The 26,061-nt window shown below is 59.7% G+C and carries 21 protein-coding genes; 16 read left to right on the forward strand and 5 right to left on the reverse strand.

Annotated elements, in window-relative coordinates:
* Positions 1-39 precede the first annotated feature (39 nt).
* The 10 genes from M9Q49_RS32165 (at position 40) to M9Q49_RS32210 (ending at position 13,766) form a co-directional block, all read left to right on the forward strand.
* Positions 40-588, forward strand: coding sequence for a NuoI/complex I 23 kDa subunit family protein (locus M9Q49_RS32165; RefSeq protein ID WP_254513415.1), 549 nt, complete (start codon positions 40-42; stop codon positions 586-588).
* Entirely contained in the window at positions 585-1,508 is a 924-nt protein-coding gene (locus M9Q49_RS32170; protein ID WP_254513416.1) for an NADH-quinone oxidoreductase subunit J family protein, read from the forward strand. Before M9Q49_RS32165 ends, M9Q49_RS32170 begins: the two co-directional genes overlap by 4 nt.
* A complete protein-coding gene (gene nuoK, locus M9Q49_RS32175) occupies positions 1,505-1,966 on the forward strand; it encodes an NADH-quinone oxidoreductase subunit NuoK (RefSeq protein ID WP_254513417.1) in 462 nt (153 codons plus the stop codon). Before M9Q49_RS32170 ends, nuoK begins: the two co-directional genes overlap by 4 nt.
* A gap of 3 nt (positions 1,967-1,969) precedes the next feature.
* Positions 1,970-4,447 carry an NADH-quinone oxidoreductase subunit L gene (locus M9Q49_RS35865; RefSeq protein ID WP_315861217.1) on the forward strand — a complete coding sequence of 826 codons (2,478 nt, stop codon included), beginning with the start codon at positions 1,970-1,972 and terminating at the stop codon, positions 4,445-4,447.
* A 6-nt stretch (positions 4,448-4,453) separates the two neighbouring features.
* Positions 4,454-6,133 carry a complex I subunit 4 family protein gene (locus M9Q49_RS32185; protein ID WP_254513418.1) on the forward strand — a complete coding sequence of 560 codons (1,680 nt, stop codon included), beginning with the start codon at positions 4,454-4,456 and terminating at the stop codon, positions 6,131-6,133.
* Positions 6,123-7,847: an NADH-quinone oxidoreductase subunit N gene (locus tag M9Q49_RS32190; protein ID WP_254513419.1), complete on the forward strand. Its 1,725-nt coding sequence runs from the start codon at positions 6,123-6,125 to the stop codon at positions 7,845-7,847. Before M9Q49_RS32185 ends, M9Q49_RS32190 begins: the two co-directional genes overlap by 11 nt.
* Before the next feature lie 73 nt (positions 7,848-7,920).
* On the forward strand, positions 7,921-8,649 hold the full coding sequence (locus M9Q49_RS32195) for a 3-keto-disaccharide hydrolase (RefSeq protein WP_254513420.1): 729 nt from the start codon (positions 7,921-7,923) through the stop codon (positions 8,647-8,649).
* A 105-nt stretch (positions 8,650-8,754) separates the two neighbouring features.
* Positions 8,755-10,173 (forward strand): Gfo/Idh/MocA family protein, encoded by a 1,419-nt coding sequence (locus M9Q49_RS32200; protein ID WP_254513421.1) that lies wholly within the window; start codon positions 8,755-8,757, stop codon positions 10,171-10,173.
* 9 nt (positions 10,174-10,182) lie between these two features.
* Complete coding sequence (locus M9Q49_RS32205; RefSeq protein ID WP_254513422.1) at positions 10,183-11,046, forward strand: hypothetical protein; 864 nt, start codon at positions 10,183-10,185, stop codon at positions 11,044-11,046.
* Between the two features lie 236 nt (positions 11,047-11,282).
* The gene (locus M9Q49_RS32210) at positions 11,283-13,766 is read left to right on the forward strand and encodes a phosphatase PAP2 family protein (RefSeq protein ID WP_254513423.1); all 2,484 of its coding nucleotides are present in this window, start codon (positions 11,283-11,285) and stop codon (positions 13,764-13,766) included.
* 6 nt (positions 13,767-13,772) lie between these two features.
* On the opposite strand, the gene hpnE is transcribed toward M9Q49_RS32210, so the two are convergent.
* Entirely contained in the window at positions 13,773-15,185 is a 1,413-nt protein-coding gene (gene hpnE, locus M9Q49_RS32215; protein WP_254513424.1) for a hydroxysqualene dehydroxylase HpnE, read from the reverse strand.
* Between the two features lie 48 nt (positions 15,186-15,233).
* On the opposite strand from hpnE, the gene M9Q49_RS32220 reads away from it, so the two are divergent.
* Both M9Q49_RS32220 and M9Q49_RS32225 read left to right on the forward strand, forming a co-directional pair.
* Complete coding sequence (locus M9Q49_RS32220) at positions 15,234-15,677, forward strand: hypothetical protein (protein WP_254513425.1); 444 nt, start codon at positions 15,234-15,236, stop codon at positions 15,675-15,677.
* Between the two features lie 82 nt (positions 15,678-15,759).
* Positions 15,760-16,005, forward strand: coding sequence for a metallophosphoesterase family protein (locus M9Q49_RS32225; protein ID WP_254513426.1), 246 nt, complete (start codon positions 15,760-15,762; stop codon positions 16,003-16,005).
* Between the two features lie 261 nt (positions 16,006-16,266).
* Here M9Q49_RS32225 and M9Q49_RS32230 read toward each other — a convergent pair whose 3' ends face one another.
* Positions 16,267-16,776: a DUF1697 domain-containing protein gene (locus M9Q49_RS32230; protein ID WP_254513427.1), complete on the reverse strand. Its 510-nt coding sequence runs from the start codon at positions 16,774-16,776 to the stop codon at positions 16,267-16,269.
* A gap of 94 nt (positions 16,777-16,870) precedes the next feature.
* Here M9Q49_RS32230 and M9Q49_RS32235 point away from each other — a divergent pair, with 94 nt between their 5' ends.
* Positions 16,871-17,332: an SRPBCC family protein gene (locus M9Q49_RS32235; protein ID WP_254513428.1), complete on the forward strand. Its 462-nt coding sequence runs from the start codon at positions 16,871-16,873 to the stop codon at positions 17,330-17,332.
* A gap of 195 nt (positions 17,333-17,527) precedes the next feature.
* Here the strand turns inward: M9Q49_RS32235 and M9Q49_RS32240 are convergent, their stop codons facing one another.
* Positions 17,528-18,352: an inositol monophosphatase family protein gene (locus tag M9Q49_RS32240; RefSeq protein ID WP_254513429.1), complete on the reverse strand. Its 825-nt coding sequence runs from the start codon at positions 18,350-18,352 to the stop codon at positions 17,528-17,530.
* Positions 18,353-18,700: 348 nt separating this feature from the next.
* Between M9Q49_RS32240 and M9Q49_RS32245 the strand changes: the two genes are divergently transcribed.
* Positions 18,701-19,435: a hypothetical protein gene (locus M9Q49_RS32245; protein WP_254513430.1), complete on the forward strand. Its 735-nt coding sequence runs from the start codon at positions 18,701-18,703 to the stop codon at positions 19,433-19,435.
* Positions 19,436-19,458: 23 nt separating this feature from the next.
* Positions 19,459-20,658 carry an N-acetylglucosamine-6-phosphate deacetylase gene (locus tag M9Q49_RS32250; protein WP_254513431.1) on the forward strand — a complete coding sequence of 400 codons (1,200 nt, stop codon included), beginning with the start codon at positions 19,459-19,461 and terminating at the stop codon, positions 20,656-20,658.
* 3 nt (positions 20,659-20,661) lie between these two features.
* On the opposite strand, the gene M9Q49_RS32255 is transcribed toward M9Q49_RS32250, so the two are convergent.
* Both M9Q49_RS32255 and M9Q49_RS32260 read right to left on the reverse strand, forming a co-directional pair.
* Positions 20,662-22,533, reverse strand: coding sequence for an SLC13 family permease (locus M9Q49_RS32255; protein ID WP_254513432.1), 1,872 nt, complete (start codon positions 22,531-22,533; stop codon positions 20,662-20,664).
* A gap of 317 nt (positions 22,534-22,850) precedes the next feature.
* On the reverse strand, positions 22,851-24,551 hold the full coding sequence (locus tag M9Q49_RS32260; protein WP_254513433.1) for an alpha-keto acid decarboxylase family protein: 1,701 nt from the start codon (positions 24,549-24,551) through the stop codon (positions 22,851-22,853).
* A 152-nt stretch (positions 24,552-24,703) separates the two neighbouring features.
* Here M9Q49_RS32260 and M9Q49_RS32265 point away from each other — a divergent pair, with 152 nt between their 5' ends.
* Complete coding sequence (locus M9Q49_RS32265; protein WP_254513434.1) at positions 24,704-25,840, forward strand: Gfo/Idh/MocA family protein; 1,137 nt, start codon at positions 24,704-24,706, stop codon at positions 25,838-25,840.
* The last annotated feature ends 221 nt before the right edge of the window (positions 25,841-26,061 follow it).

Genomic DNA, 26,061 nt, shown 5'->3' on the forward strand with positions numbered 1-26,061 from the left:
TCGCAGCAAAAACTCGAAATCTGACATCTGCAATAAACAATGAAACCCGACGACCCGAACATCACGTGGATCGAAGAGCCCAAGCTGGGTTTGGCGGGGATGCTCTATCTACCGCTGTTCGTCCAAGGGCTGACGACGACGTTCAAGCACATGGCGAAGTCGCTCGGCGGCGGCGTGGTCACGGTCAGCTATCCCGACGAAGAACCCAAGATCGGCAACCCGCTCATCTATCGCGGCGTGCATCGCCTCAACAAAGATGAGCAAGGCCGCGTGAAGTGCGTCGCCTGCTTCCTCTGTGCGACGGCATGCCCAGCTCACTGCATCGACATCATCGCGGCCGAAAGCCCTTGGCCGGATCGCGAGAAATACCCGCAGAGCTTTGTCATCGACGAGCTGCGGTGCATTTACTGCGGCATGTGCGAAGAAGCCTGCCCGGTCGATGCGGTGGAACTCACCAGCCTGTACAACCTGACCGGTCGCAGCCGGGAAGAAATGATGTTTGACAAGGAAAAGCTCCTCAGCGTCTATGACGCGACGAAGGACAAAGAGCCGATGAAATCGCCGGCGCTGGGAGGAACCGCCACATGAGTTCCTTCTTACTAGCTGCGACCGAATCGCTGACGCTCGCCGAAATTGTGAAGTGCCCGACGTCCTGGGGTTTGTTCCTCGGCTGCATCGGGTTGTGGATGATGATGGGCATTCGCTCGCTCACCGCCTTTGCCACAATGCTCGGCTCGAGTGCTCCACCCGTCGAAGCACCGAAGTCGCGCTTCGGCAAAACGCTCGGCGGTTTGCTGCTGATTATCGCGCTCGGTTTGCTCGGCGCCGATCTTCCTTGGCTGTCGAATCCCGCCGCGCAAGGCGTCTTCTGGCTGATGGCTGCCATCACGCTGATTTCAGCCATCGGCTGCATTACGGCGCAGAGCCCGGTTTACTCGGCCCTCTGGTTTGCAATGTCGCTCCTCGGCACATCGGGATTGTTTTTTCAACAAGGCGCGCAGTTTCTAGCGGTGGCGACGATCGTCGTTTACGCCGGCGCCATCGTGGTGACATTTCTGTTCGTCCTCATGCTCGCTCAACCCGAAGGGCACGCTGCTTACGATCGCATCAGCTGGGGTTGGTTTCCGCGGACCATGTCGGTCCTCACGGCCGCCGCAATCGTGGCCATGCTCACGATGTTGCTGGGTGGTTTGAAGCAACAGGCCGTTGCGGCTGGGCGGGATATCAATGCTCGCGAAGCGCTGGCTGCGGCCGCGCTGAAGAAATCTGATCAGGCCGAAGCACCTCCGGCCTTGCCAAAAGAAACGAACGACGTGCTGAACTCGCAGCACATGGCCCGCTTGGGCGGTTACTTGTTCTCGCGTCACTTGATCAGCATTGAAGTCGCCGGCACGTTGTTGCTCGCCGCCCTCGTCGGCGCCGTGGCGATCGCCATTCAAGGCAAACAGCGCGACCGCGTTGAAGAAGCCCTGAGCTCTGGGAATACAGCGCAGGGAGCCAACCCATGAACGAAGTAAGTCTCCTCTACAACTATTTGATTGTCGGCAGCCTGCTGTTTGCGATAGGGCTGATCGGCTTTCTCGTGCGGCGGAACATGATCGTCATGTTTCTCTGTGCCGAAATGATGCTGCAAGGCGTGGCCGTGTGCCTCGTGGCCTTTGGCCGCTTTCACGGCAGTCTCGGCAACCCGACGGCCTGGGATGGCCAGACGCTGGTGATCTTTATGATCACGGTCGCCGCCTGCGAAGCGGGCATTGCGATGGCCCTGATCCTGATGCTCGCGCAGCGGACCGGCAATCTCGATTCCCTCGTGTGGCAAGACCTGCGCGAAGAAGGTCAGCCCGCTTTTATCGATCAACAAGTGCCCGAAGAACGGGCCGAAGATCAGGTTTGGCCCACGCTCACTCCCGCCGGCCGCGAGCCCCTGCCGAACGAAGACGAACAAACGCATCGGAGCCGGGTGTAACGCATGGACACGATCACACTCTGCCTTCTGCTCATCCCCGCGCTGCCGCTGGCCGCTGCGATCCTGATCGGATTGTTCGGCGCCCGCGTGCTCCGCGAGAACAGCCATTGGCCTGTCATTGCCGCGATCGGCGGTTCGTTTCTCTGCAGCCTGCTGTTGCTGCAGCAGATTCAACTGGAACAACCAAAGCATCCCGAAGGCTTTGAAAAAGTCGTCACGCTCTGGAACTGGGCGACGGTCACGAATGCTTACGATCTGAAGCCGACTGCTCCGACGGAATCAGCTCCTGCCGATGCTGCGGTGAAAGCCCCCAGCGATGCCGGTTGGAAAGACTTCCGCATCGATGTCACGCTGCGGGCCGACGGTTTAACCAGCATGATGCTCTCGATGGTCACGTTTGTGGCCGCGCTGGTGGCGATCTTCGGCGCTGGCTACATGCATGGCGACCGCGGCTATTGGCGGTTCTTTGCGTTTGTCGGTTTGTTCGTGTTTTCGATGACGATGCTGGTTTCGGTCAGCAATTTCATTCTGCTGTTTGTGTTCTGGGAAGCGGTCGGTGTCTGCAGCTATCTGCTCATCGGCTTTTGGTATCAAAAGCCCGAAGCAGCCGCAGCCGGCATGAAGGCGTTCCTGGTCAATCGCATCGGCGACTTTGGTTTTGCCCTCGGCATCTTCTTGATTTGGATTACGTACGGCACGGTGAACTATCACGATAGCCTGCGCGACGGCACGACCGATCCGGAAAAGATTGCCGCAGCCACTGCAATGTCGGAACGGGAACTGATCGATACGTTCGGCCCGACTGCGGTTGCCGACAAATCGCTCGTCCGCGGCGTGCTTGGTCAGATCCGTTTGAAGGACGCCTTGTACGTGGGCGGTGGCATCGCCACGGCGATTTGCTTGTTGTTGCTCGTGGGTGCTTGCGGCAAGAGTGCTCAGTTCCCGTTGCATGTGTGGTTGCCGGACGCGATGGAAGGTCCGACTCCCGTTAGCGCGCTCATCCACGCGGCGACGATGGTTACGGCCGGCGTGTATATGGTGACTCGCTGCACGCCGCTGTTCATGATGTCGCCGACGGCGCAACTGGTGGTCTCGTGCATCGGTGCGTTGACCGCGCTCATTGCCGGCTTGATCGCGCTCACGCAATTCGACCTCAAGCGAGTCCTCGCTTACTCGACGGTCAGCCAGCTGGGTTTCATGTTTCTCGCGCTGGGCGTGGGCACGTTCTCCGGTATTACGGCGGGCATGTTCCACTTGTTCACGCACGCGTTCTTCAAGGCGTTGTTGTTCCTCGGCGCTGGTAGCGTGATGCATGCGATGGGTCACATCATCGACATGCGTCAATTCAGCGGCTTGCGAAAGCTGATGCCTTACACGCACTGGACGTTTTTGTGCGGGTGCTTGGCCCTCGCGGGTATCGTGCCGTTTGCTGGTTTCTGGAGCAAGGATTCGATCCTCGGCGCCGTGCACGACAAGGTGCATGAGCTCGAGCACATGGCCCATCCGCATGCGGGTGAACATCATCCCATGGAGAGCCACAGCGATCAGAAGCCGGTTAACGCACCGCTGGCTGCCCTGAGCCATGAGCAGCTTGCGCGGTTCGCGACGATTTACAACGTGCTCTACTACTCCGCGATCTTCACGGCCTTTTTGACGGCGTTCTACACGTTCCGCGCGTTCTTTATGACGTTCTATGGCGAGGAGAAAATCCCGCCGCAGGCCGGTCATCACGCCCATGAATCGCCGCCCATGATGACGGGGCCGCTCATCGTGCTGGCCTTTGCCGCCGTGCTCATTGGGGCGGTGTGGTTGCAGAATGGTGCGTCGACGAATTTGCTGGCCAACTACATTGGCACCACGCCGTCGCTGGCGACGGGTTTGGTCGCTGCCACACGGCCGGCCCATCCGGAATTTCACTTGAGCGTCGCTGCCATCAGCACCGTGGTCGCGGGCGCAGGCATCATGCTCGCGCTGTATCTGTATTTGGGTTCGCGCAGGGAAGTCGATTATCTCCGCGGGTTTTTTGAACTCCGTGGTGTCGAACGCTTCACCGATCCGCAGTGGGTGCTGCAGCTCGAACGCGTCTGGTGGATCGGCGGGCCGGTTCGCTGGTTGCGGAGCGTTGGCCTCGGGTTCGTAGTGTCGTTCCTTGGCTTGGTGCTGGGCATCGTGTCGATGGTGCTGGCGTTGCCGCTCCTGATGTTCCAATTCATTTCGCCCTATCGCTTGTCGCAAAACAAGTTTTACTTCGACGAGTTGTTCTACGGCATGATCGTGTGGCCGTTGAAAGTGCTCGCTCAAGTTTTGTATTGGGTCGATCGCTGGATCATCGACGGCCTGGTCAATGTGGTCGGCTGGATTCCGCGCGAGTTCGGCGGGCTGATGCGGGCACTGCAGATGGGGCTCGTGCAGTTTTACGCAGCCGCGATGGTCTTGGGCGTGGTGATTTTGCTCGCTGCCCGCATGCTTTGGGCAGGATAAGGTGTCATGGATACGCTGAGTACACAGCTGCTGATTGCAATCTTCCTGCCGCTGCTTGGAGCTGCGCTGATGTGGGTGGTGCAGCCGCTCGGCCGCAACGCCGTGCGCTATACCGCGCTGGGCATCACGCTGCTGACCATGCTAGTGGTGATCAACGTCTGCACCGGCTACGTGAGCGAAGCCGAGAAGAATCCCGCCGCTGCCGCGGCAGGTGGCATCGCTGGCGTCGATTATGCCTGGCTCGCGCCGTCGATCGGCTCGATCGATGTGAAGTTCAGCGTGGCCCTTGATGGCCTCGGCGTGTGGATGTTCGGTTTGTCGTCAGTGCTGATGGTTACTGCGGTACTCGTCAGCTGGGAAGCGATCAAAGAGCGCGAAGCACTGTTCTACGGCATGCTGCTGTTGCTGGAGTTTGGTTGCCTCGGGGTATTCACTTCGCGCGACTTGTTGCTGTTTTATATCTTCTTCGAATTCACGCTCATTCCGCTCTTTTTCCTGATTGGTATTTGGGGGAGCGAAGATCGGCGGTACGCGGCGATCAAGTTCTTCTTGTTCACGCTCGCGGGAAGCATGCTGACGTTTCTCGGTTTGCTGGCGATCGTGATGTGGGATTACCAGCATCAAACCGGGGCCAGCAAAGTCCTCGATTTCGAAATCGCCAACCTCGTGCAACGCCTGCAAGCTCAGCCTCTGCCGCTGGTCTGGCAGCTGACGATCTTCATTGCCTTGTTTGCCGGCTTCGCGATCAAGGTGCCGCTGTTCCCACTGCACACCTGGTTGCCGCTGGCCCACGTGCAAGCGCCGACGGCAGGCTCGGTGATCCTCGCGGGCATCTTGCTCAAGATCGGCGTCTACGGCTTTTTGCGGTTCAGCATTCCATTGCTCCCCGATGCCACCGTCGTGGCGATGCCGTATCTGCTTTGGCTGTCGGTGGCAGGCATTATTTACGGCGCGCTGGTCGCGCTCGCCCAGGCCGATATCAAGCGGTTGATTGCTTATTCGTCGGTCAGCCACTTGGGTGTGTGTATGCTCGGGCTGTTCGCTTTGAATCCGCTCGGCGTGCAAGGGAGCGTGCTGCAGATGGTGAATCACGGCATCAGCACAGGTGCACTCTTCGCTCTGGTCGGCATGGTGTACGAGCGGTATCACACGCGGCAGATTGCCGATCTGAGCGGCCTCGCTTATCGCACGCCGTGGATCGGCTTCTTCATGGTCTTCTTTACGTTCAGCAGCATCGGTGTGCCGGCGCTGAATGGCTTTGCCGGCGAAATCATGATTCTCTGCGGTATGTTCCAGCGGGCCTTTGCTCAGGCGCCTGCCGTGATGAAGACGCAGTGGATGGTGATCTCGGTGTTGTCTGTCAGCAGCGTCGCTCTGGGCGCGTGGTACATGCTTTATCTGGTTCGCCGCGTCTTCTTCGGCCCGCTGAAGGAGCCGGAAGAAGCGGCGCATCATCACATCGAAGATATGAACTGGCGGGAAATCGCCGCCCTCGCGCCGCTCGTGATTCTGGCGGTTTGGATTGGTCTGGCGCCGCAGCACTTTCTGAAGCCGATGGCTCCGGCCATCGAGCAAGCTTACAAGTTGGCTGCCGAGCGCGTGAACCAGCCGTATCAAGCGGTGGAGCCGCGGGCCGAGCTGAAAACAGAGCAGAACACGACGGAGAAAATCGCCCGTGTACGTTGAAACTAGTACCCTGGGCCTCCTCGGTCCGGAAATTCTGCTGCTCGCCATCGCCACGCTGTTGTTTGTCGGCGGCGCGTTCGTTCGTCAGCGCGAAGCCTGGTCGCTCGTCGCCCTCGTATCGTATGTGGTTGCCTTCGGCTGGATTCTCTGCCGCGTTTACACCGGCACCGAAGCACAAGTCTTCAGCGGCCCGATCAGCAGCAGCGGCATGAGCACTTGCTTGCGGTTGCTGGCGATTGTGCTCGGCATTGCTTACACGCTGGTCGCTTCTCAATCGACCGACAAGTTGCTGGCCACCGAGTATCTCGGCTCGCTGATGTTGATCGTCGTCGGCCTCATGCTCGTGGCCGGCGCGAACGAACTGGTGCTGCTGTTCCTCGGTTTCGAATTGATTTCGATTCCCACCTACGTGCTGCTCTTCATCGGCCGTCGCGATCGCGCAACGAGCGAAGCGACGATGAAGTATTTCTTCCTCAGCATCATGTCGTCGGCGCTGCTCCTCTTCGGCTTGGCGTTTTTGTTCGGCATGGCCGGTACGACGACGATTCAAGGCACGGCGAAAGCGCCCGGCATTCGCGAGGTGCTGCTGAAGAACGCTGCCGAAAATGCCGCCGAAGCAAAAGTCAGCGGTAAGGTAACTGTCGAGGATCAGTTTGTAACGACGGTCGAGCCTGTTCAGAAAGTGGTGGCATTCAAGTTAGCTCCGAACGTTTCTTACAGCACGCCGACGACGGCGACTCGGGCGCTGCTTGCCTTGGCTCCGGTGGCACTCGTGCTGATCCTGGCCGGTCTTGGCTTCAAGCTCACGGCAGCGCCGTTCCACTTTTATGCTCCTGATGTTTATCAAGGCACGACCGCAGCCAACGCAGGTTTGCTGGCCGTCGCGCCGAAGATTGCCGGCGTGGTGGGTATCATTCGCCTGGTGGTCATCGCTCTGCCGATCTCGGCCGACTTTGCCTGGCAGTTGGCCCTCGTCCTCGCCATCGTGACGATGACCATCGGTAATGTCTGCGCTCTCTGGCAGAAGAACATTCGCCGGCTGATGGCCTACTCGGCGATCGCCCACGGCGGTTACTTGTTACTCGGCTTGGCCGCGGCGACCGGTGCGGTTGCCATTCCTGAATTGAAAGCCACTGGTGGTGTCACGGCGATGGTCTTTTACGTCGTCGTTTATTCGCTGGCTTCGCTCGGCACTTTCACCGCGCTCGCCTATCTCGGCTCGCAGCGGCGTGAGATTCAATCGATCAACGAACTCGCCGGCCTCGGCAAATCGCAGCCGCTGGCCGCCGCGGTCATTGCTGTCTGCATGTTCTCGATGGCTGGCTTGCCGCCCCTCGCGGGTTTCTGGGGGAAGTTTGGCCTGTTCATGAGCGCTCTCGAAATCTCGCTCGGCAATGTCGATCCGAATGTGCGGTTCGCCTTCCTGGCCCTGCTCATTATCGGTGCCCTAAACGCCGCGATTGCTGCCGCGTATTATCTGCGGCTCGTCAGCGTGATGTTCTTCCAGTCGTCGACCGAGCCAGTTCCCGCCGGCGGCGGCATGGGTGCATTGGTGGCCGCCACATTGTGCGGCGCTCTGGTGGTGCTCGCTGGTGTCGCGCCTGGTTCCATCATGCATCTGGCCGGGCAATATGAAGCAGAGATGTTGCAGGTCGCTGACTCGTTGCCCGTAGAGCCCGCGACATCCGCGACGGCTGTCCTCGCCGAAAAGTAACTTGCATCTCGCGCTCGCAGGGAGTTAACTGAAGGACCCGCCTTGGTCCGCACTCTCCTGCGATGACTCTTTGATGAGAACGCTTGCCTTCTTCTTTGCCCTGCTGCCGATGGCGCTGTTGCGCCCGGCGCTATCTGTTGCCGCGGAACCGGCCAAGCTCTCCGCCGATGAACAGGCTGCGGGTTGGAAGCTGCTCTTTGATGGCGTGACGCCGAAGGGTTGGCGCGGCTTGGGGAGCGAAGAGTTTCCCGCCGGTTGGAAGATCGAGGACGGCTGTTTGAAGTGTCTGGGCGATCGCAAACTGGCCAGCGATCTGACGACCGTCGACGAGTACGAAAACTTCCAGCTGGCCTTTGAGTGGCGGTTTCCTGGGAAGAAGGGAAACAGCGGCGTGAAGTATCGCGTGCAGGAAGAGAAGGGTAAGACCTACGCGTTCGGGCCGGAGTATCAGTGCTTCACCGACGGCGACAAGATCGATCAGCATTCCACCGGCTCGCTGTATGACCTCATCGCGCCGCAAGATCACAAACTGGTTGCAGCTGACGAATTCAATCAGGGAATGATCGTCGTCCAGGGCAATCGCACGGAGCATTGGCTCAACGGTGTGAAGGTTGTGACGGCAGAGTTCGGCAGCGAGGAACTCAAGACGCTGCTCGCCAAAAGCTACTTTCGCAACAGCACCTGGGGCCAGCGGCCGCGTGGGCGAATCGTGCTGCAGGATCATCACACGCAGGTTTATTTTCGGAACATTCGTATTTTAGAAATGGCTGCCGAGAACGAGCGACGTAGCGCGAACCCCTAGGTTTGTGTGAGTCGTTGTCGCTGAATATTGACCAAACTTTATCCACGCTCGCACGAACCTAGGGGTTCGTGCTACGCGACCTAAGACCCTCTCCGAGTACTAATCATGAGCACTTCCCGTCGATCGTTTCTGCAGCAATCAGCAGCCGCCGTTGTCAGTGTCAGTGCGCTCAGCATGTTTGCACCGCGCAGCGCGCGGAGTGCCGAGGAGAAACAGAAGCTCAACTGCGCAGTGATCGGCTGCGGTGGCCGAGGGAGCACGCACATTGCGACGGCAGCGGGACAGAACCTGGTGGCGCTCGTCGATGTCGATGAAAAGCGGCTCGATACGGCCAAGGCTCTCGCGCAAAGCAAAGGGGCCGAGGCCGACAAGGTGCAGACCTTTACCGACTATCGCACGCTGTTCGACAAAATGGCGAAGCAGATCGATGTGGTCTTCATTGCCACTCCCAATCATCAGCATGCCCTGCCGTCGCTGATTGCGATGCAGCTGGGCAAGGGCGTGTATTGCGAAAAGCCGTTGTGCCACACCGTGGGCGAAGCTCGGCAACTGATTGCCACGGCGAAGAAGTACAACGTGACGACGCAGATGGGCAATCAAGGGCATTGCGAGGAAGGTTATCGCAAGCTGTGCGAGCTGGTGTGGAGCGGCGCGGTGGGCAAGATCACCGAAACGCATAGCTGGACCGATCGAGCAAACGGCGGCATCGGGCCGCGGCCGGCGTCGAGCACTCCGCCAGCGAATTTGCACTGGGAAGAGTGGATCGGGCCGTCGCCATATCGTGACTTTCACGTCGATCTGCATCCGCACGAATGGCATGGCTGGCATGACTTCGGCAATGGTTCGCTGGGCAACATGGGCTGCCACGTGCTCGACGGCGTGTATTGGGCGCTGAAGCTCGAGCATCCGACCCGCATCGAAGCCGAGCAAATCATCGGCGGCAGCAACGAACGAACGCCAACCGGCTGTCGGCTGCGCTGGGATTTTGCGGCGCGCAGTTCCAAGGAAGGCGACATGCCACCGGTAAAGGTCTATTGGTACGACGGCCGCACCGGCGAGGGGGACACGGGCGATTCGAACAAAGCCGTAAAGAGCGTGCGCAACGGTGTGCAGAACGTGCCGCCGCTCCTCACGGAACTGAAGAAGCAATATCCGAATGAAAAGTTCGATTCCAACGGCACGCTGTATGTCGGCGAGAAGGGTATTCTCTTCACCGGCACTTACGGCGGAGGCGTGCGCATCGTCGGCCAGGAAACGCCGACAGCGCCCAAGGTGCTGCCGCGCACATCGGGCGCCGCCGGTGATTTTCTCCGTGCGGCTCGCGAAGGAAAGACCGACACGGCTTCGCACTTCGAATATTCCGCCCGGCTCACCGAGTTCACGCTGCTCGGCAATCTCGCTCAGCGAGCCGGCGCCGGCAAACCCATCGATTGGGACGGCGAGAATATGAAAGTGACGAACCTGACGGATCTCAACCAGTGGTTGAACCCTGAAAGCCGCAATGGCTGGCGGTTTACGGGTTAGACTACGGTCATGCGTTCCACGCCTGCCAGTCTCGAAGTCCGCAGTCCGTGGCGGATCAGCTTGCGGGCAATGCTGATCGTGTTGCTGGTTCTGGCCGTTCCCTTGGCTTGGGTTTCGCATTGGCGACGGGGTAAGCTGCGCGAGCATGCGGCTGCAAAGCAGCTTCGCAAGCTTGGGTTCGAAGTGAAGATGCGCCGTCCCGAGTTGTCGCAGTCGGGCAAGGAACCTTGGTATGCGAGCTTGTTGCCGCCGGATCATCTCAATGAGGTGATGTGGGTCCAAGCGCCGCGGCATGTCCAGCTCGACGCTGAAAGTATCGGCCTGCTGTGCGAGCTACCGAATCTCGTCCGCCTCGATCTGAGTTCGGATAACTTCCGCCTGGACATTCTTGGCGGAGATGCCGACCTTTCCGGGCTGCGTTCGCTCGCGCAACTCGAAATACTTTCGCTCGACTGCAGGCCGCGGCAGCTGGCGTACTTTGCCAATCAACACAGTCTCAAAGAGTTATGGTTGATGGGTCCCCGCATCGACGACGACTGCCGGCAATTGCTGCACAACAATCCGCGACTCACGCATGTATCTCTAGGTTTAACGCAAACTAGCGATGCGCTCGCTCCGGAGTTGGCTCGTCTGCATCAGTTGGAGTTTTTGCAGTTGCTCGATGCGCACGTCACTTCGCAAGGAGTTGCTCAATTGAGCGAGCTTCGCAACTTGCAGCAGTTGCTGTTGGTCGGAGCGGAGATCAACGACACAGCCGTGCCCGCGATCCTTCGGCTGCAAACGCTCCGCTTTTTGGCGGTGCGCAGCACGGGGATTTCCGACGCCGGCCGCGAGCAACTGCAGCGCGGCTTGCCGAACTGCAAATTCGATTAGCCAGAGCTGCTAGCAGCCGCACAGGTTTCCGGCGCGACATAGTTTCGCTATGTCGCAATCTTTCCGCAACCGGAACAACAGGAACTACCGCAATATTCCGATAAGCGTAATACAGATAATCGTGCGCAAAATTGTCCTGGCAGGTAGTTACCAGCCCAGCGGCGATCACCGCGCCTGCTAGCGATGGATTGCTAGTCTGATTTGTTGAATTTGCCTGTGGATGGCGGAGCTAACCAATGGCTTGGATTGTGCGCGCTCGGGGTATTCTCGTTTCGGCCAGCAGTCGGCAACGCCGGATGTTCTTGGAGTCGCTCGAGAAGCGCGAGTTGATGGCCGCCGATGCGGTGCTCACCTGGAATGAGCACCTGGCCGAAGTGGTGCAGACCGACGACGCTCAGATGGGTCCCACGCGTTCGTCGCGAGCCTACGCGATGATGCACGTCGCCATCTACGACGCCGTGAATGCCATCGATCAAACGCACACACCCTATGCACTCACGCAGACGGCGCCGGCGACGGCTTCGATCGATGCTGCCGTGGCGGCTGCGGCTCGTGAAGTGATTATCGCGCTTTATCCCGAGCAGGAAGCGGTTGTCGAGCAGTGGTATATCGATGAGCTCGCGCTGGTGACCGATGGCCAGGATGAAGACGACGGCGTGGCCATTGGCGAGGCAGCGGCCAATTTGATTCTTGACCTGCGCGAAGCCGACGGTAGCGACGCCGTAAAACTTTATCGTCCAAACAAAGCCGTGGGCCATTGGCGGCCTGATCCGACAATCCTCGGCACGCCACAAATGGCACTTGATCCAGCCTGGGGCGCCGTCAAGCCGTTTGTGATCAACAAGACCACCGACTTCCCGATTCCGCCGCCGCCGGCGCTGACCTCGCCTGCCTATGCGGCGGCCTTCAACGAAGTGAAGTCGTTGGGCGCGCTCAACAGCACTACGCGCACCGCCGATCAAACCGAGATTGGCCTTTTCTGGGCTTATGATCGCAAGTACTTCGGCCCGCCGCTCGTTCTGTACAACCGCAACATGGCCGAGATCTCCGCAGTCGAAGGGAACACGGTCGTCGACAACGCGCGGCTGTTTGCCCTCGGCAATCTGGCGATGGCCGACGCGGGCGTGGCGATTTGGGACTACAAGTACAAGTACGATTTCTGGCGGCCGGTCTCGGCGATTCGCGAAGGGGCTAAGGATAATAATCCGCTCACGACCGGCGATCCCAACTGGGTGCCGCTCGGTGCGCCGGGCAACGGCACGACCATTCCGGACTTCACGCCGCCGTTTCCCAGCTACGCTTCGGGGCATGCCGGCTTCGGCGCCGCGTTGTTTCAAGTGCTGACGAATTTCTACGGCACGGATACGCTCGATTACACGCTGACCTCCGATGAAGGTGGTGGCCTTTCGCGCGACTATCACTCGTTCAGCCAGGCCGCCGAAGAAAACGGCCGCAGCCGCATTTATCTGGGCGTGCATTGGGAGTTCGACAACCAGCAGTCGCAGGATCAAGGTCGGCGCATCGCCAATTTCATCACCGACAAAATGTTTCTGCCCGTTGGCCAGAACGACACGTTGGTCTCGGTGCGGAAGAACGGCGGCGGCTTGCAAACGGTCTCGCTACCGGACGATGCCAATCTGTTTATTCGCCGCAACGGCTCGAACATCATGGTCGTCGATTTGGCGACGAACACGCTGATTCAAAGTTGGCCGATGGCGCAGGTGCAGAGCATCAACCTCGATCTCCGCAACGGAAGCGCGAACAATGTGACCATCGATCTGAACAACGCGATCACCACGCCGTTCACGATCGATATCACCAGCGATACGAGCGACCACGACTCGGTGTCGATCGTTGGCACCGCAAAGAACGATGTGTTCCGCTTGAACGGTAGCTTGCTGCAGGTTGCTACGGTCGGCCCTTATATCTATCTGGGCCACACCGAAACGCTGACGATCGCCGGTCGCGCGGGGAACGACACGTTCCAGATCGACGGCGACCAGGTCGATCGCATCATCAATTTGCAAGGCGAAGCGGGCAACGACACTTACAAATTCGGCACGACCGGCGCAACGATCAATGTGGTCGATAACGCCGGCTCGGAACTGATTAGTTTTGCGAACGCGACCACGGGCGTGGAGTTCGATCTGTCGCAGAACGCCGGCCAGGCCCAGAGTGATGCCGGCGGCAATACGGTGAAGATCACCGGCAGTATCGAAAAACTCGAAGGCTCGCCGTTCGATGACAAGCTCACTGGTAGCAACGTGGCCAACACAATTCAGGGGCTCGGCGGCAACGACATTCTGCAAGGGGCTGGCGGCAACGACACGCTGCAGGGTGGCGATGGCGACGACATTTTGCTCGGCGGCATCGGCCTCGACAAACTCTACGGCGGCAATGGCCGTGACCTGCTGATCGGCGGAATGGGGGCCGATCTGCTGTACGGCAACACCGGCGATGACCTGCTGATTGGCGGCGCCACGACGCACGACGGCAACGAAGCCGCCCTGCTCTTGATCATGGCCGAGTGGACCTCGGCCAATTCGAATGTAGACCGCGTGAACAATTTGAAGAATGGCAGCGGCGTCGCGGCCAAGCACAACGGCACGACGTATCTCGATAACGCAACACTCGTCAACGACTACGCCATCGATACGCTGTTTGCCAACACGGGCGACCTGGTGCTGAAGCAAGCCAAGGACGTGCAAGCGAAGGGGTAGTCGCCTTTATTTGATCAACCACCGCGCGAGCCAACTCCGCGGTAGATCGGGCTGCAGGATCGTTACTTTCTCGCCGAGCAATTGCTCGACGATTCGCTCGGCTGCGCGATAACCGCTGCGGACAGCCCCTTCCATCGTCGCGTACCAACCGTCGTTCAGCCAATCGCCGGCAAAGGTGAGTTGCGGCAATGACGACGTCGCCGACAACTGCGCGAGTGCGTTGCCGTCGACTTCTTCGCGAAACACTGCTTCACGCTGCGTGATGAGCCGCGCTCGCAGCAGCCTGGCGTTGCGGGCCGCGGGAAAGACAGCCTGCAGATCGCGCCACACTTCGTCAATGATCGTTTGCTTCGGCTGGCCCGCGAGTGAGTGCTCGCCGCTGATGACGACCTGATAGTTGAACTCGCCGCTGCTGAAATTCTTTCTGGCGAAAACCCATTGGCTGAGGCGCTCGATCAACACCGCGTGCGGTAAGTCCATGATGGGCCGATCGGTCCACAAATGAACGCTGGCGATCGGCGAACTGCTGAACTCGTTTAAATGGTTCAATTGCGGCAAAGCGGCGCGTAGTTCCGGCGCTAGCATCTCTCGCACATGTTGCCACGGCACGGCAGAGATCACAGCATCGGCGGTGAGCTCGCGAGTGGTGGTTTGGACGAGCAGTTGCTGATTGCTCGATCGCGAAATCTGCTTCACCGCCTCGCCACAGCGAATGGTCGCTCCCTGTTCGCGCAGCCAACTGGCCATCCGTTGATCGTACAACTCGCCGAGCGAGGCTTGCGGAATCAGCACATCGGCGGCCGATGGATGGGCGAGAAATCCTTTGACGAAAACCTGCCGTGCGCCTGAATACGAAATGTGATCGAGCGAATCGGCCAGGGCGCTGACGAGGACGACTTTCCAAAATCGTTCGATCGCCGCCGGAGTTTGCCGCTGCTGTTCCAGCCAAGCCTGAATGCTTTGTGAATCGTGCGCAGGGGTGCGCATCATCGTTTGCATCGCGCGGCCGATGCAAAAAATATCCCGCCAGGAGAGATGCTTCATCCGCAACAACGTCGGCAACAGATGGAGCGGCGCGGGAAGCCAGCCGGCAGCGGCGAAATCGCTCCGCTGGCCGGCAGCCGAGAAAAAATACAGCCGGCGATGACGTTCCAGCAGATTCGAACAGCCGGTCCGTTTGCACAGATCAAGAAAATTCGTACAGCCGCCCAACGCGACGTGCTGGCAATGATCGATCAGTTCGCCCGATTCGGCATCGCGATACGAACCGGCCCGGCCTCCCAGCGATTGTTTGGCCTCGAGCAATTCCACCTGCAGCCCGCGCCTCACCAGGCCGGCCGCAGCAGCCAATCCGGCCAGGCCGCCGCCGACAATCACGACTTTCTTCCCACCGGCGATGTTCTGCTCCTCCAGGTTCATGCGTTAAAACATACACATTCAACTCGTTCCTTTGACATGCCTCGTCTCATGAAACATTTGCTCCTTCCGTGCGCATTGGCCTTGGTCACAACCTTTCTCACGGGTTGCGACAACAAGGTGAAAACCTATCCTGTGACCGGCACCGTGAAATTTACCGACGGTAAGCCGCTCGCTGGCGGCACGGTGGAGTTTCGCAGCGTGAACAGCGATGTCGCCAAGCAGGTGAACGCGCGCGGCGAAATTGGCGCCGATGGTAAATATCAGCTGACGACATTCAATCCGAACGACGGTGCGATCGCTGGCGAACATCAGGTTTGCGTCTTTCCGCCGTCGCGCGACACGCCCGGCAATTTCAGCAGCGAACCGCCGCCGAGTCCGTTGCAGCGCAAGTTTCTGGCCTATGAAACGTCGGGTCTGAAGTACACCGTGCAGACTACCGGGCCGAATGTGTATGACATTGATGTTGGGCAGAAAGTGCCGGGGAGTCCGTAGTGTAGTCGCCACACTCCGTGTGGCGTGTTTGCCGGTTGCAAACTCCGCACCCCAGGCGGAGCGTGAGGACTACACTAGAGGCATGCTCATCGGCATTCTTTCTGATACGCACAACGAAGCCGACCGTGCGCAGCGGGCCGTGGCATTGCTACGCGATCATGGCGCTGAAGTGTTGATTCACTGCGGCGATATTTCGGAACCGGAGATGATTCCGGTCGTTACCATCCTGCCGAGCTATTTCACGTTCGGCAATCATGATGCCGACATGACGCCGCATCTCGAACGGGCTATTGCCGCGTGCCATGCAGTTTCGCTGGGCTTGGGGTGATGTAATTGAACTTGCCGGCAAACGAATCGGTGTCGCTCATGGCCATACGCACATCGATATCCGGCGCTTGATGCGCTGCAGCCCGACTACCTCCTATCGGGGCATCTGCATTTTCCGGTTGATCGCCTGCAGGATGGCGTGCGGAGGATTTGTCCTGGCGCGTTGCATCGCGCGGATGAATTCACCGTCGCGACGCTGGAACTGAGTAGCGGTGAGTTGCGGTTTTTGGCGGTGGAGTAGTCGCAAGGGCGGTGGCGAGGATTATTCGGCGGCCATGGCGGCAAGTTTGGCGACGGTGTTCATGTTGCGCGCGGTGCCGGTTTTGGCGGCGGGGATTTTCAGTTTCGATTGGCCCATGGTCGGGCCGTAGCTGACGTAGATTTCTTTTTTGCCGAGGGCGACTTCTTCTTGGTCTTGGCCCGCGATGTTCTCTAGCATTGCCGGCTTCGTCGGAGTGTCGAGAAAGATCGCCACGGTGTGGTTCTTCGCGGCGCTGGGAAACGGATTGTCGGCGGCGACGGCAGCCATTTCAGCCGGCGTGCGAATGTGTACGCCGACCGGTTTGCCGGCGTATTCTTCCAGCGCCTGTTCGAGCGACTTCTTCACCTTCGCAGCCGATAGCTTGCTGCGGAACACCACGTTGCCGCTGGCAATGTAGGTGCGGACGTTTTCGAAGCCGAGCTCCTCGCACATGGCAACGAGTTCGGTCATTGGCAGTTTGCCAGTACCGCCGACATTCACGGCGCGGAGCAGGGCGATGTAGGTGGGCATCGGTTATGTTGGCTGGGGCTTCGCGGTCTAAGATTGGTCCCGTAGTTTACCGCATCTCCAGCCTTCCTCGATCGCAGGCCGAACGACGACAATCATGCCGCGCAGTTATACGCTCGTTCGCGAGCAATTCATTCCGTTACCGCTTGACCAAGTCTTTCCCTTTTTCGCCGACGCGGGAAACTTGCAGCGGATCACGCCCCCTTGGCTAAATTTCAAAATCCTCACGCCGCTGCCGCTGGAAATGAAAACCGGCGCGCTGCTCGATTACCAGATCAGCCTGTTTGGCGTGCCGATGAAGTGGAAAACGCGGATTGAGGAATTCACGCCGCAGGAGCGCTTCGTCGATGTGCAACTCCGCGGCCCTTATCGCGTGTGGCATCACACGCACGAGTTCACTGCAACCGCCGATGGCACGCAGATGCGCGACACGGTTCGTTATGAAATGCCGTTCGGTCCGCTGGGAACGATCACGCACGCGCTGATGGTGCGCCACATGCTGAAGCGGATTTTTGATTATCGGTTCGAAACGATCGAGCGTGAGTTGGTGAAAAGGTAACCCGACGCGTGAGCGAGGGTTTGGGCGTTTAGACTCCGGATCCAACCAACGTGCGGGAGCACAATTCTCGGGTGCGAGTTCTCCTCAAACTTTGTGTCAAATTCGCCGCCGCGAATGGTGCTGTCGCACGTTGCCAAGAAATTCGGTTGCGCGCCCAAACCCTCGCTCACGCGTCGGGCTACCTGCGCGGCAAATCTATTTGGCGGACGATTGCTGGTCGGCGCGGCGGATGACTTCCAGCATTTGCTGGTGGACGCGCGGGGAGGATGCGGCGAGCATTTCGGGGTTGTCGATGTTCAGTGGCTCGCCCTGAATCCCGGTGAGGGTGCCGCCGGCTTCGGTGATGATGAGAATGCCTGCGGCCACATCCCAGGCTTGGATGCCGCTGGTGGCGAAGTAGCCGTCGAGCCGGCCGGCAGCAACGTAGCAGCAGTTGAGGGCGGCGGAGCCGAGGCGGCGGATGCTTTGGCAGGCGTGCATCGTCTCGATGAACCGCGTCACGTCCTGCGAGCCGCGGGCGATGTTGGCTCGGAAGCTGACGGCGACCAGGGCCTGCGCAATTTCCTGACAGTCGCTCACGCGGATCGGCTGGCCGTTGAGAAAAGCCCCGCAGCCCAGACCGGCGGTGTAGCATTCGTCGCTGATCGGATCGACGATGGCGCCAGCGATCAACGTTCCCCGATGTTCCAGGCCGATCGAGGTGGCAAACGTCTGGAGCCGGTGGACATAGTTGGCCGTGCCGTCGAGCGGGTCGACGATCCAGCGAAAATCGCTCCGCCTCTCGGTCGCGCGGCCACCCAAGCTGGCATCCTCTTCGCCGAGGAAGTCGTGATCGGGATGGGCGTCCAGAAGTAGTTTGCGAATCGCCACTTGCGACGCGAGATCGGCTTCCGTGACCAGGTCTTTGGGACCTTTTTCCCGCGGCGTGAACTTGTCGCGCCACTCCATCAAAATGCCGGCGCCGACGCGGGCCGCGTGTTCACACAGGGGCAAAAACTGACGGGGATCGGGTGTGCTCATGGGCCGATTATCCCAGGGGGCTGGGGTCAGGGAATAGGGGTCTGGGACAGGGCGGAAGGCGGGTGTGAGGGGCGGGACATTAGTCGCCAGACGGAGACCTGCCAGCTGATTTTCGGCCTGCTTCGCAATTTTTTCACAAAAGTCTGGACACCGGTTCCGATCCTGCTAATATGACTGAAGGTGATGAGGTTTCCGCCAGTTGCCAAGGTTTATCAGTCCTCATATTTTTCATACTGGTTGGTTGATAAGCAACTACGGCCTCTTCTCTGTTCCGGCCCCGCCGACTTACGCAAGTGAGCTGGCGGGGTTTTTTGTTTCTTGCCTGCTTCAATCGTGACCGGACTTCACATGGCCACTTGGGATCTCAACGGCACGCTCGCCACGGCCACCCTCGGCGAATATCAAATCAGTGTCGATGCGGCTCTGCCTACCAGCGGAGTGGCTTGGTCGACGGCAGATAGAAAAGGCTTTCAAGGAACTACGCTGCAATTCAGGCCGCCCGTGAGTGCGCGAGCCGCGCCCGTGCTAGTCGATCTGTATGTTCGCGGCAGCGATCTGGTCGCCACGTACGAAGAACTTTCCGGCGCTGCTGTGCAACCGCAACTCTATTGGCGGTTGCTGGAACATCCGGCGATGAAAGCGATTGGCGTGCAGTTGTTGATCTCGATGCAAACGAGCTTGCTCAACAGCGAGCCGCGCTGCACGATCGTCTCAGAACTTCCCGAGGCGCGCACAGCGATCTGGAATTGGAAAGAAAAGACCTGGTGGGGATCGGACAAGGATCAGCAGGGATTCGACCTTCGCTCCGATCCTTCGGCGGGGGGCTTTGTGACGTGGTTCAGCACGCAGCAGGAACCGAACTCGTACGTCGAAGTGATTTATCCCGACGATCGAGTTACTCAAAAAATCACGCTCGGCCGCAGCGAAGCCTGCTTCTTCAGCGAGCCACTCGAAAAAGGTGTGATCCGCCGCGGCCGGATTGCGGGCTGGCTCGTGCCGAATGCGAAGCTGATGGAAAGCAAAGTCGAGCCGCTGCGACTGTTTGAACTGGCTCAAAAAGAGGCGTTGCCGCTGACGACATAACTGCAATGGCGTGGGATCCTGCTATGACTACCCTGGCCTTCGTCGGACAAATTATCTTCCCTGATCGGGTTTCACCCGGCGTCGTTCTCGTGCGCGAGGGACGCATCGCGGAGATTCTTCCGCAGGGAGCACATCTGCCGGCGGATGCGACCGTCATCAGCGCCGGCGACGGTTACATATCGCCCGGCTTCATCGACCTACATGTGCACGGCGGTGGCGGCGGCGACTTCATGGATGGGACGGCGGAGGCCTTTCGCGCGGCGCTCACCACGAACGCTCGGCATGGGACGACGCGACTCGCGGCGACCACGACTGTCGCAACGCATGAACAAATCCTGGCCACGCTCGAGCAAACTCGGGCCTTTCGCCTGAATCCGGAACCGAATGGCTCGCGCGTTCTCGGCGCTCACTTCTACGGCCCGTATTTTCGCTACGAAGCCCGCGGCGCGCATCCGGGTGGGCCAATTCGCCCGCCGATTGAGGAAGAGTTTTCGCAGTACCTCGCGTATGCCGATTCGCTGGTGACTTGCACCGTCGCGCCGGAGTTGCCGGGGGCGAAGGAGTTCGCCTTGGCGTGTCGCGACCGCGGCGTGCGAACGAATGTGGGGCACTCGTGGGCGACCTTCGACCAAATGACGCAAGCCGTCGAGTGGGGCGTGCGACACGTCGATCATTTGTTTTGCGCGATGTCGGACAAAAGCAAGTTGCGGCAGTTTCAGATGTATCCGATGCAAGGCGGCGTGCTCGAAGCGACGCTCTACTACGACGAACTAACCACCGAAGTGATCGCCGACGGCAAGCATCTCGACACGAGCTTGCTCAATCTCGCGCTCAAAATCAAAGGCGCCGACCGCCTCGCGCTGGTGACCGATACAAGTCGAGCTCTCGACATGCCCGACGGCGAATACTTGATCGGTCCACTCATCGGCGGCGAACGGCTCATCAAGCGCGACGACGTCGGGATGACGCCCGATGGCAAAGCGCTCGCATCGAGTTGCGTGGGCATGGATCACATGGTCCGCACTTTTCAGCGGCTGACCGGCAGGCCGTTGTGGGAAGTGATCCGGATGGCATCGCTCACGCCGGCGAGGATCGCAGGCCACGAGCGCGAGATTGGCAGTCTCGAATTCGGCAAGCGGGCCGATGTGCTGGTGCTCTCGGCCGAGTTGGCCGTGGAGCGAGTTTTTGTGGACGGCAGCGAGCTAGCGCTGTCGCCATCGTGAGCTTTAGAACCTGAAGACGAGCGGCGTGATGATGATCGTGACCACGCCGATCAGGAAGTCCAGCGGCAGGCCGACTTTCACGTAATCGCTGAAGCGATACCCGCCAGGGCCATAAACCATGAGGTTTGTTTGATAGCCGATCGGCGTGGCGAAGCCCGCCGACGCGCCCATCATGATCACGATGACGAACGGGAACGGGCTCACGCCGAGCTTCGCGGCAGTCGCCATCGCGAACGGGAACATCAGCGCGGCGGCGGCGTTGTTGGTAATCAACTCAGTGACGAGAACGGTCGTGAAATAAATGATGGCCAGCGACAGATAAGGATTCGTGCCGGCGAGCGACAGCAAGCCATCGGTCACTTGCTTGGCGGAACCGCTGGCTTCGAGCGCTTTACCCAGAGCAAAAGCAGCAGCGATGGCCAGCAACACTTCCCAATTGATGCTTTTCCGTGCGGCTTCGACCGAGACGCACTTCGTCAAAACCATCAGGCCAGCGACCACAAATGCGGCTACGATGACCGGCACAATCTCAATCGCGCTCGCAATGACCATTACGCCGAGGAGCGCTGTCGCGAGCAAGGCTTTTTCGTGATGCGGCGGCGAACTGTTTTCGACGGCAGAGACGAGGAAGAAGTCGCGGCTGCTCCGTTGCTGTTCGGCAAACGACGGATGGGCTTCGACCAGCAGCACGTCGCCCGGCTTGAGGACGATGTCGCCGATCTTTTGATGCAGCCGTTCGCCGTTGCGAGCAACGGCAACGACTACCGCGTTGTAATGATTGCGGAACCGCGATTCGCGAATCGACTGGCCGACGATCGGGCAAGTATTGCTGACCACGGCTTCGATCAGGCAGCGCTGCGGCCGCGGCGCCGAAAGCTTGAAGACTTCATCCGTCGCCGGCGCGAGACCGCGGATCTTCTGCAACTCGACCACGGAATCGACGTTGCCGACAAACAGCAGCCGATCGCCGCCATGCAAAATTTCCAGCGGCGACACGGCGGGAATCACCACGCCTTCGCGTTCGATCTCGGCGAGAAACAAACCGGGCAGATGTCGCAGGCCGGCGGCTTCGATGCTCTTGCCGGAAAGTGGACTTCCCGGCTGCACGAGCATTTCGACGGTGTATTCGCGCGGGTCGTCTTGCGTGCTGACGGCAGGGCTGCGATCGGGAAGTAGAAAGTACGCAGCGAAGACGACATACAAACCGCCGATGATCGCGGCCGGCAAGCCGACCCAAGTGATGTCGAACATGCCGAGTGGCGAGTGGCCCGATTTGATCCACAGGCCTTGCACGACGAGGTTGGTGCTCGTGCCGATCAGCGTACACGTGCCACCAAGGATCGCCGCGTAGCTGAGCGGGATCATCAGCTTGCTGGCCGGGATTCGTTCGCGTCGCGCGAGGTCGCTGACCGGTGGAATGAGCATGGCGACCAGCGGCGTATTGTTCATGAACGCGCTGAAGAACATCGTGGGAAAGACGAGCCGAAAGATCGCCGCGAGTTGGGTCTTCGGTCTGCCGAAGAGTCGCTTGGCAATCCAGTCGACGCCGCCGGTCTGCTGCACGCCAGCGCCGACCACAAACAGAATCGCGACCGTGATCATCCCTTCGTTCGACATGCCCGACAGGGCTTCGCCGGGCGAGAGAATGCCGGTGAGCACCAGCACGCACACGCCAATGATCAGCACGACATCGGGCGCGAGATTGGTGAACGTCAGGAGCGCGAGAATGCCTAGCACAAGGCCTAGGGTGAACTGCCCTTTGGAAAGATATCCTTCCAGGCTGTTCCAGATGTCCTGGGTGGTAATGCCCTGCAGCCGCTCCAGAAATTCTCGAGCGAGCTTCAGATTGAACCAAGCTGCAAGCAGTGATGGCATGTCGCTGACGCGTTTTCACGTTGTCGTGTACGCGGCGGAGGGGCTAGGGGCGAGGAACTAAGGGCCAGGGAAGAGGCATAATGCCCCCGGTCCCTATTCTCAGACCTCTGGTCCCATTCTCATCGACATCCAAGCCGAAAGTTCATCATGTTGATTGGCAAGACGAACATTCTGGTTGCTAGCGACGACGGCGCGAAGGGGAGAGTCGTCTTTCACTCCGTGAAAGCACGCGTCTTGGATCGTGGAATCTTGAGGCAACGCTACGCGCACAACAGCGGTCGAAAGACGCGTCTTTTCACGGAGTGAAAGGCGACTGCCTAAATCCTCTCACTCAACTTCGCCGCCAATCGCGTCAGCGCATCACTCGCTTCGAGCCGCGGAATGTGGGCGTGGATCAAGCTCATGCCGCTGCGATCGGCCCAGGCTTTGGTCAGCGCGGTTTCGAATTCTCCCTCGGTGCTCACTTCATAGCCGGTGCCGCCGTTGTAGATCTCGGGAAGTTTGCTGTAGCGCCAGGGATGGACGTTGTTGTATTCCCATTCGCCGGAATGCAGGAACCGCTCCGTGCCGTAGCCTTCGTTATCGAGCACGATGATCAGCGGATTCAGCTTGCGGCGGACGATGGTCGAGAGTTCGTTGCCAGTCATTTGGAACGCGCCGTCGCCGACGATGACGATGACGCGGGCTTCGGGCCGGGCCGTGAGAGCGCCGAGCGCGGCGGGAACCGAAAAGCCCATCGAGGTGTAATACGCCGGGCTGATGAACTCGGTCTTGGCGTGAATGGTCAGCTCGGTCGCGGCGAACAGGCTGTTGCCGATGTCGGCGATGACGATGGTTTCATCATCGAGCTGATCATCAAGCCGCGCGATGAGCCGCCGCGTCGTCAACTGCGCATCGGCATTCAATACAAATGGCTTGCGCTCGGCGCGAATGTCAGCGGGAATCGCCCGCACTGGCGGCGTGGGTTTGCGCTGGGCCAGACGATCGATGAACTCTGCGAGTCCCACGCCGTGATAGTGATGATGACGGATACGGAGTTGCTCGCTCGTCGCGTAGATGCATTTCGCGGGATCGAGGTTCGCCGTGAAGATGCCCAGGTTCAGATCGGTCATGAACGCGCCGAGCAGCAGCACGCAGTCGCTCTCCTCGACGAGCTTGGTTACTTCGGCCCGGCCCATCGCGCCTTCATACAAGCCGATGTAGAGAGGGTGCTTTTCGGGAATGACGCTTTTACCCAGCAGCGTCGCCGCGATCGGCGTCTTCATTTGCTCGGCGAGCGCAACCACTTTGTCCTGCAAGCCAAAGCGGTGGATCTCGACGCCGGCGATCACCACAGGCCGCTGCGATTTGGTCAGCAGCGTGGCTGCTTCTTCGGCGGCTTCGTCGGCAGCGCTCGTGTCGGGATCGGGTGTGTGCTGATGGAAGTCGTAAGAAATGTGCGGCACGACGTCGACCATGTCGCGCGGGATTTCGATATAGCCAGGCCGTTTGAAACGGGCCATCGCATCGAGCACTCGATCGATCTCGCGAAAAGCGACAACCGGATCGTTGAGCTCGGCACAGGCGACGCACAGCTTTTCGAAGACTTCGATCTGTGTGCGGAAGTCGCGGACCTTGTGATGGAGCAGCGGATTATTGACTCGCTCCTCGAGCCCCGGCGAACCGCTGATCACGAGCACAGGAGATTTTTCGGCGTAGGCCCCGGCGATGGAGTTGCAAACGCTCAGCCCGCCGACGCAATACGTGACGCAGACCGCTCCCATGCCATGCACGCGAGCGTAGGCATCGGCAGCAAAGCCCGCGCAGTCCTCGCGCGTGCAGCCCACGATATTGATCGGGCTTTTTTCCAGCATGCCGTAGAACGTGAGGATGTAGTCGCCCGGGATGCCGAAAACATCGTCGATGCCGCACTGCCGCATGCGGTGGATCAGATATTGGCCGATCGACATCCCTCGCGGCGGCGGGCCATGGTGGGTGGCTTGTTGCGACGCGTGGGGCATTGCTTCCAACTTGCTCATGCTGCAGTCCTCCTGCGGGAATTATACGCCGTGGGGAGCAGAAAGAAGTGTGTGTGGCGGGCCCCTGTTCTCCCGGCCATTCGGCCCCGTAAACTATCCCTCTTTCCCGCAACCGAAGAAAAACCCTCTCCCCACACCAGGAGCAGCACACCATGGCCCCTAAACCTCTCAACATCGGCATGATCGGCTACGGCTTCATGGGCCGGGCTCACAGCAACGGCTACAAGCGGGTCAACGACTTTTTCGACCTGCCGTACCGCCCGGTGCTGAAGGCCGTTTGTGCTCGCGATGCCGGCAAGGCCCAGGCCTTCGCTGACCAATGGGGCTATGAGTCGATCGAGACCGATTGGAAGAAGCTCCTCGCTCGCAAGGACATCGACGCCGTCGATATCTGCACGCCGAATAATCTGCACAAGGAAATCTCGATCGCCGCCGCTCAGGCCGGCAAGATGATCCTCTGCGAAAAGCCGCTCGCCATGAACACGGCCGAGGGTGAAGAGATGTGCGCTGCCGTCGAAAAGGCCGGCGTGCCGAATATCGTGTGGTACAACTACCGCCGCATTCCGGCCGTGACCTACGCCAAGCAAATTATCGATAGCGGCAAGCTCGGCCGGATCTTTCACTATCGCGCCAACTTCCTGCAAGACTGGACGATCAATGCCGACCTGCCACAAGGCGGCGCTGCTCTGTGGCGGCTCGACGCTGCCGCGGCCGGCAGCGGCGTGACCGGCGACTTGCTGGCTCACTGCATCGACACCGCGCTGTGGCTCAACGGCAGCATCAGCGATGTGACTGCCATGACCGAAACGTTCATCAAGGAACGGAAGCACCAGCTTACCGGCAAGTCGGAAAAGGTGACCATCGACGACGCCTGCGCCTTCCTTTGCCACTTTAAGAACGGCTCGCTCGGTCTGTTTGAATCGACCCGCTACGCCCGCGGCCACAAAGCCCTCTACACCTTCGAAGTGAACGGCGAAAACGGCTCGCTGAAGTGGGACCTGCACGATCTGCACCGCCTGCAATGGTTCGACTACCGAGTGGAAGGCCCGCTCCGCGGCTGGGCCAGCATCCACGTCACCGACGGCGATCACCCTTACATGGGCAAGTGGTGGGTGCCGGGCCTCGCGGTCGGATACGAACACAGCTTCGTCCACCAGGTGAAGGATTTCCTCGAAGGCCTCGGCAACGGCAAGCCCGCTGGTCCGACATTCCGCGATGCGCTCGAAACCCAAAAGGTCTGCGACGCCGTGCTCGACAGCGCCAAGAGCGGCGCCTGGAAGAAGGTCTAAACGGTACGCTCATCTCGCTCCGCGAGCTGCCATCCTCGCACCCTCGCCCCTATACTCAGGGGAGAGGGGCCGAAGCGGATTTAATCTCGTAACCATTACTCCAGCAACGCGTCGCGGCGAGCCAAGGGAGGGCGAGGCTCTGTCACGCGACATAAAGTTATGCCGTTAATCGCGACACATAGTTTTGCCGTTAATCGCGACATAAAGTTTTGCCGTTAATC

Origin of the sequence: Anatilimnocola floriformis, from assembly GCF_024256385.1 — a bacterium.
GTDB lineage: Bacteria > Planctomycetota > Planctomycetia > Pirellulales > Pirellulaceae > Anatilimnocola > Anatilimnocola floriformis.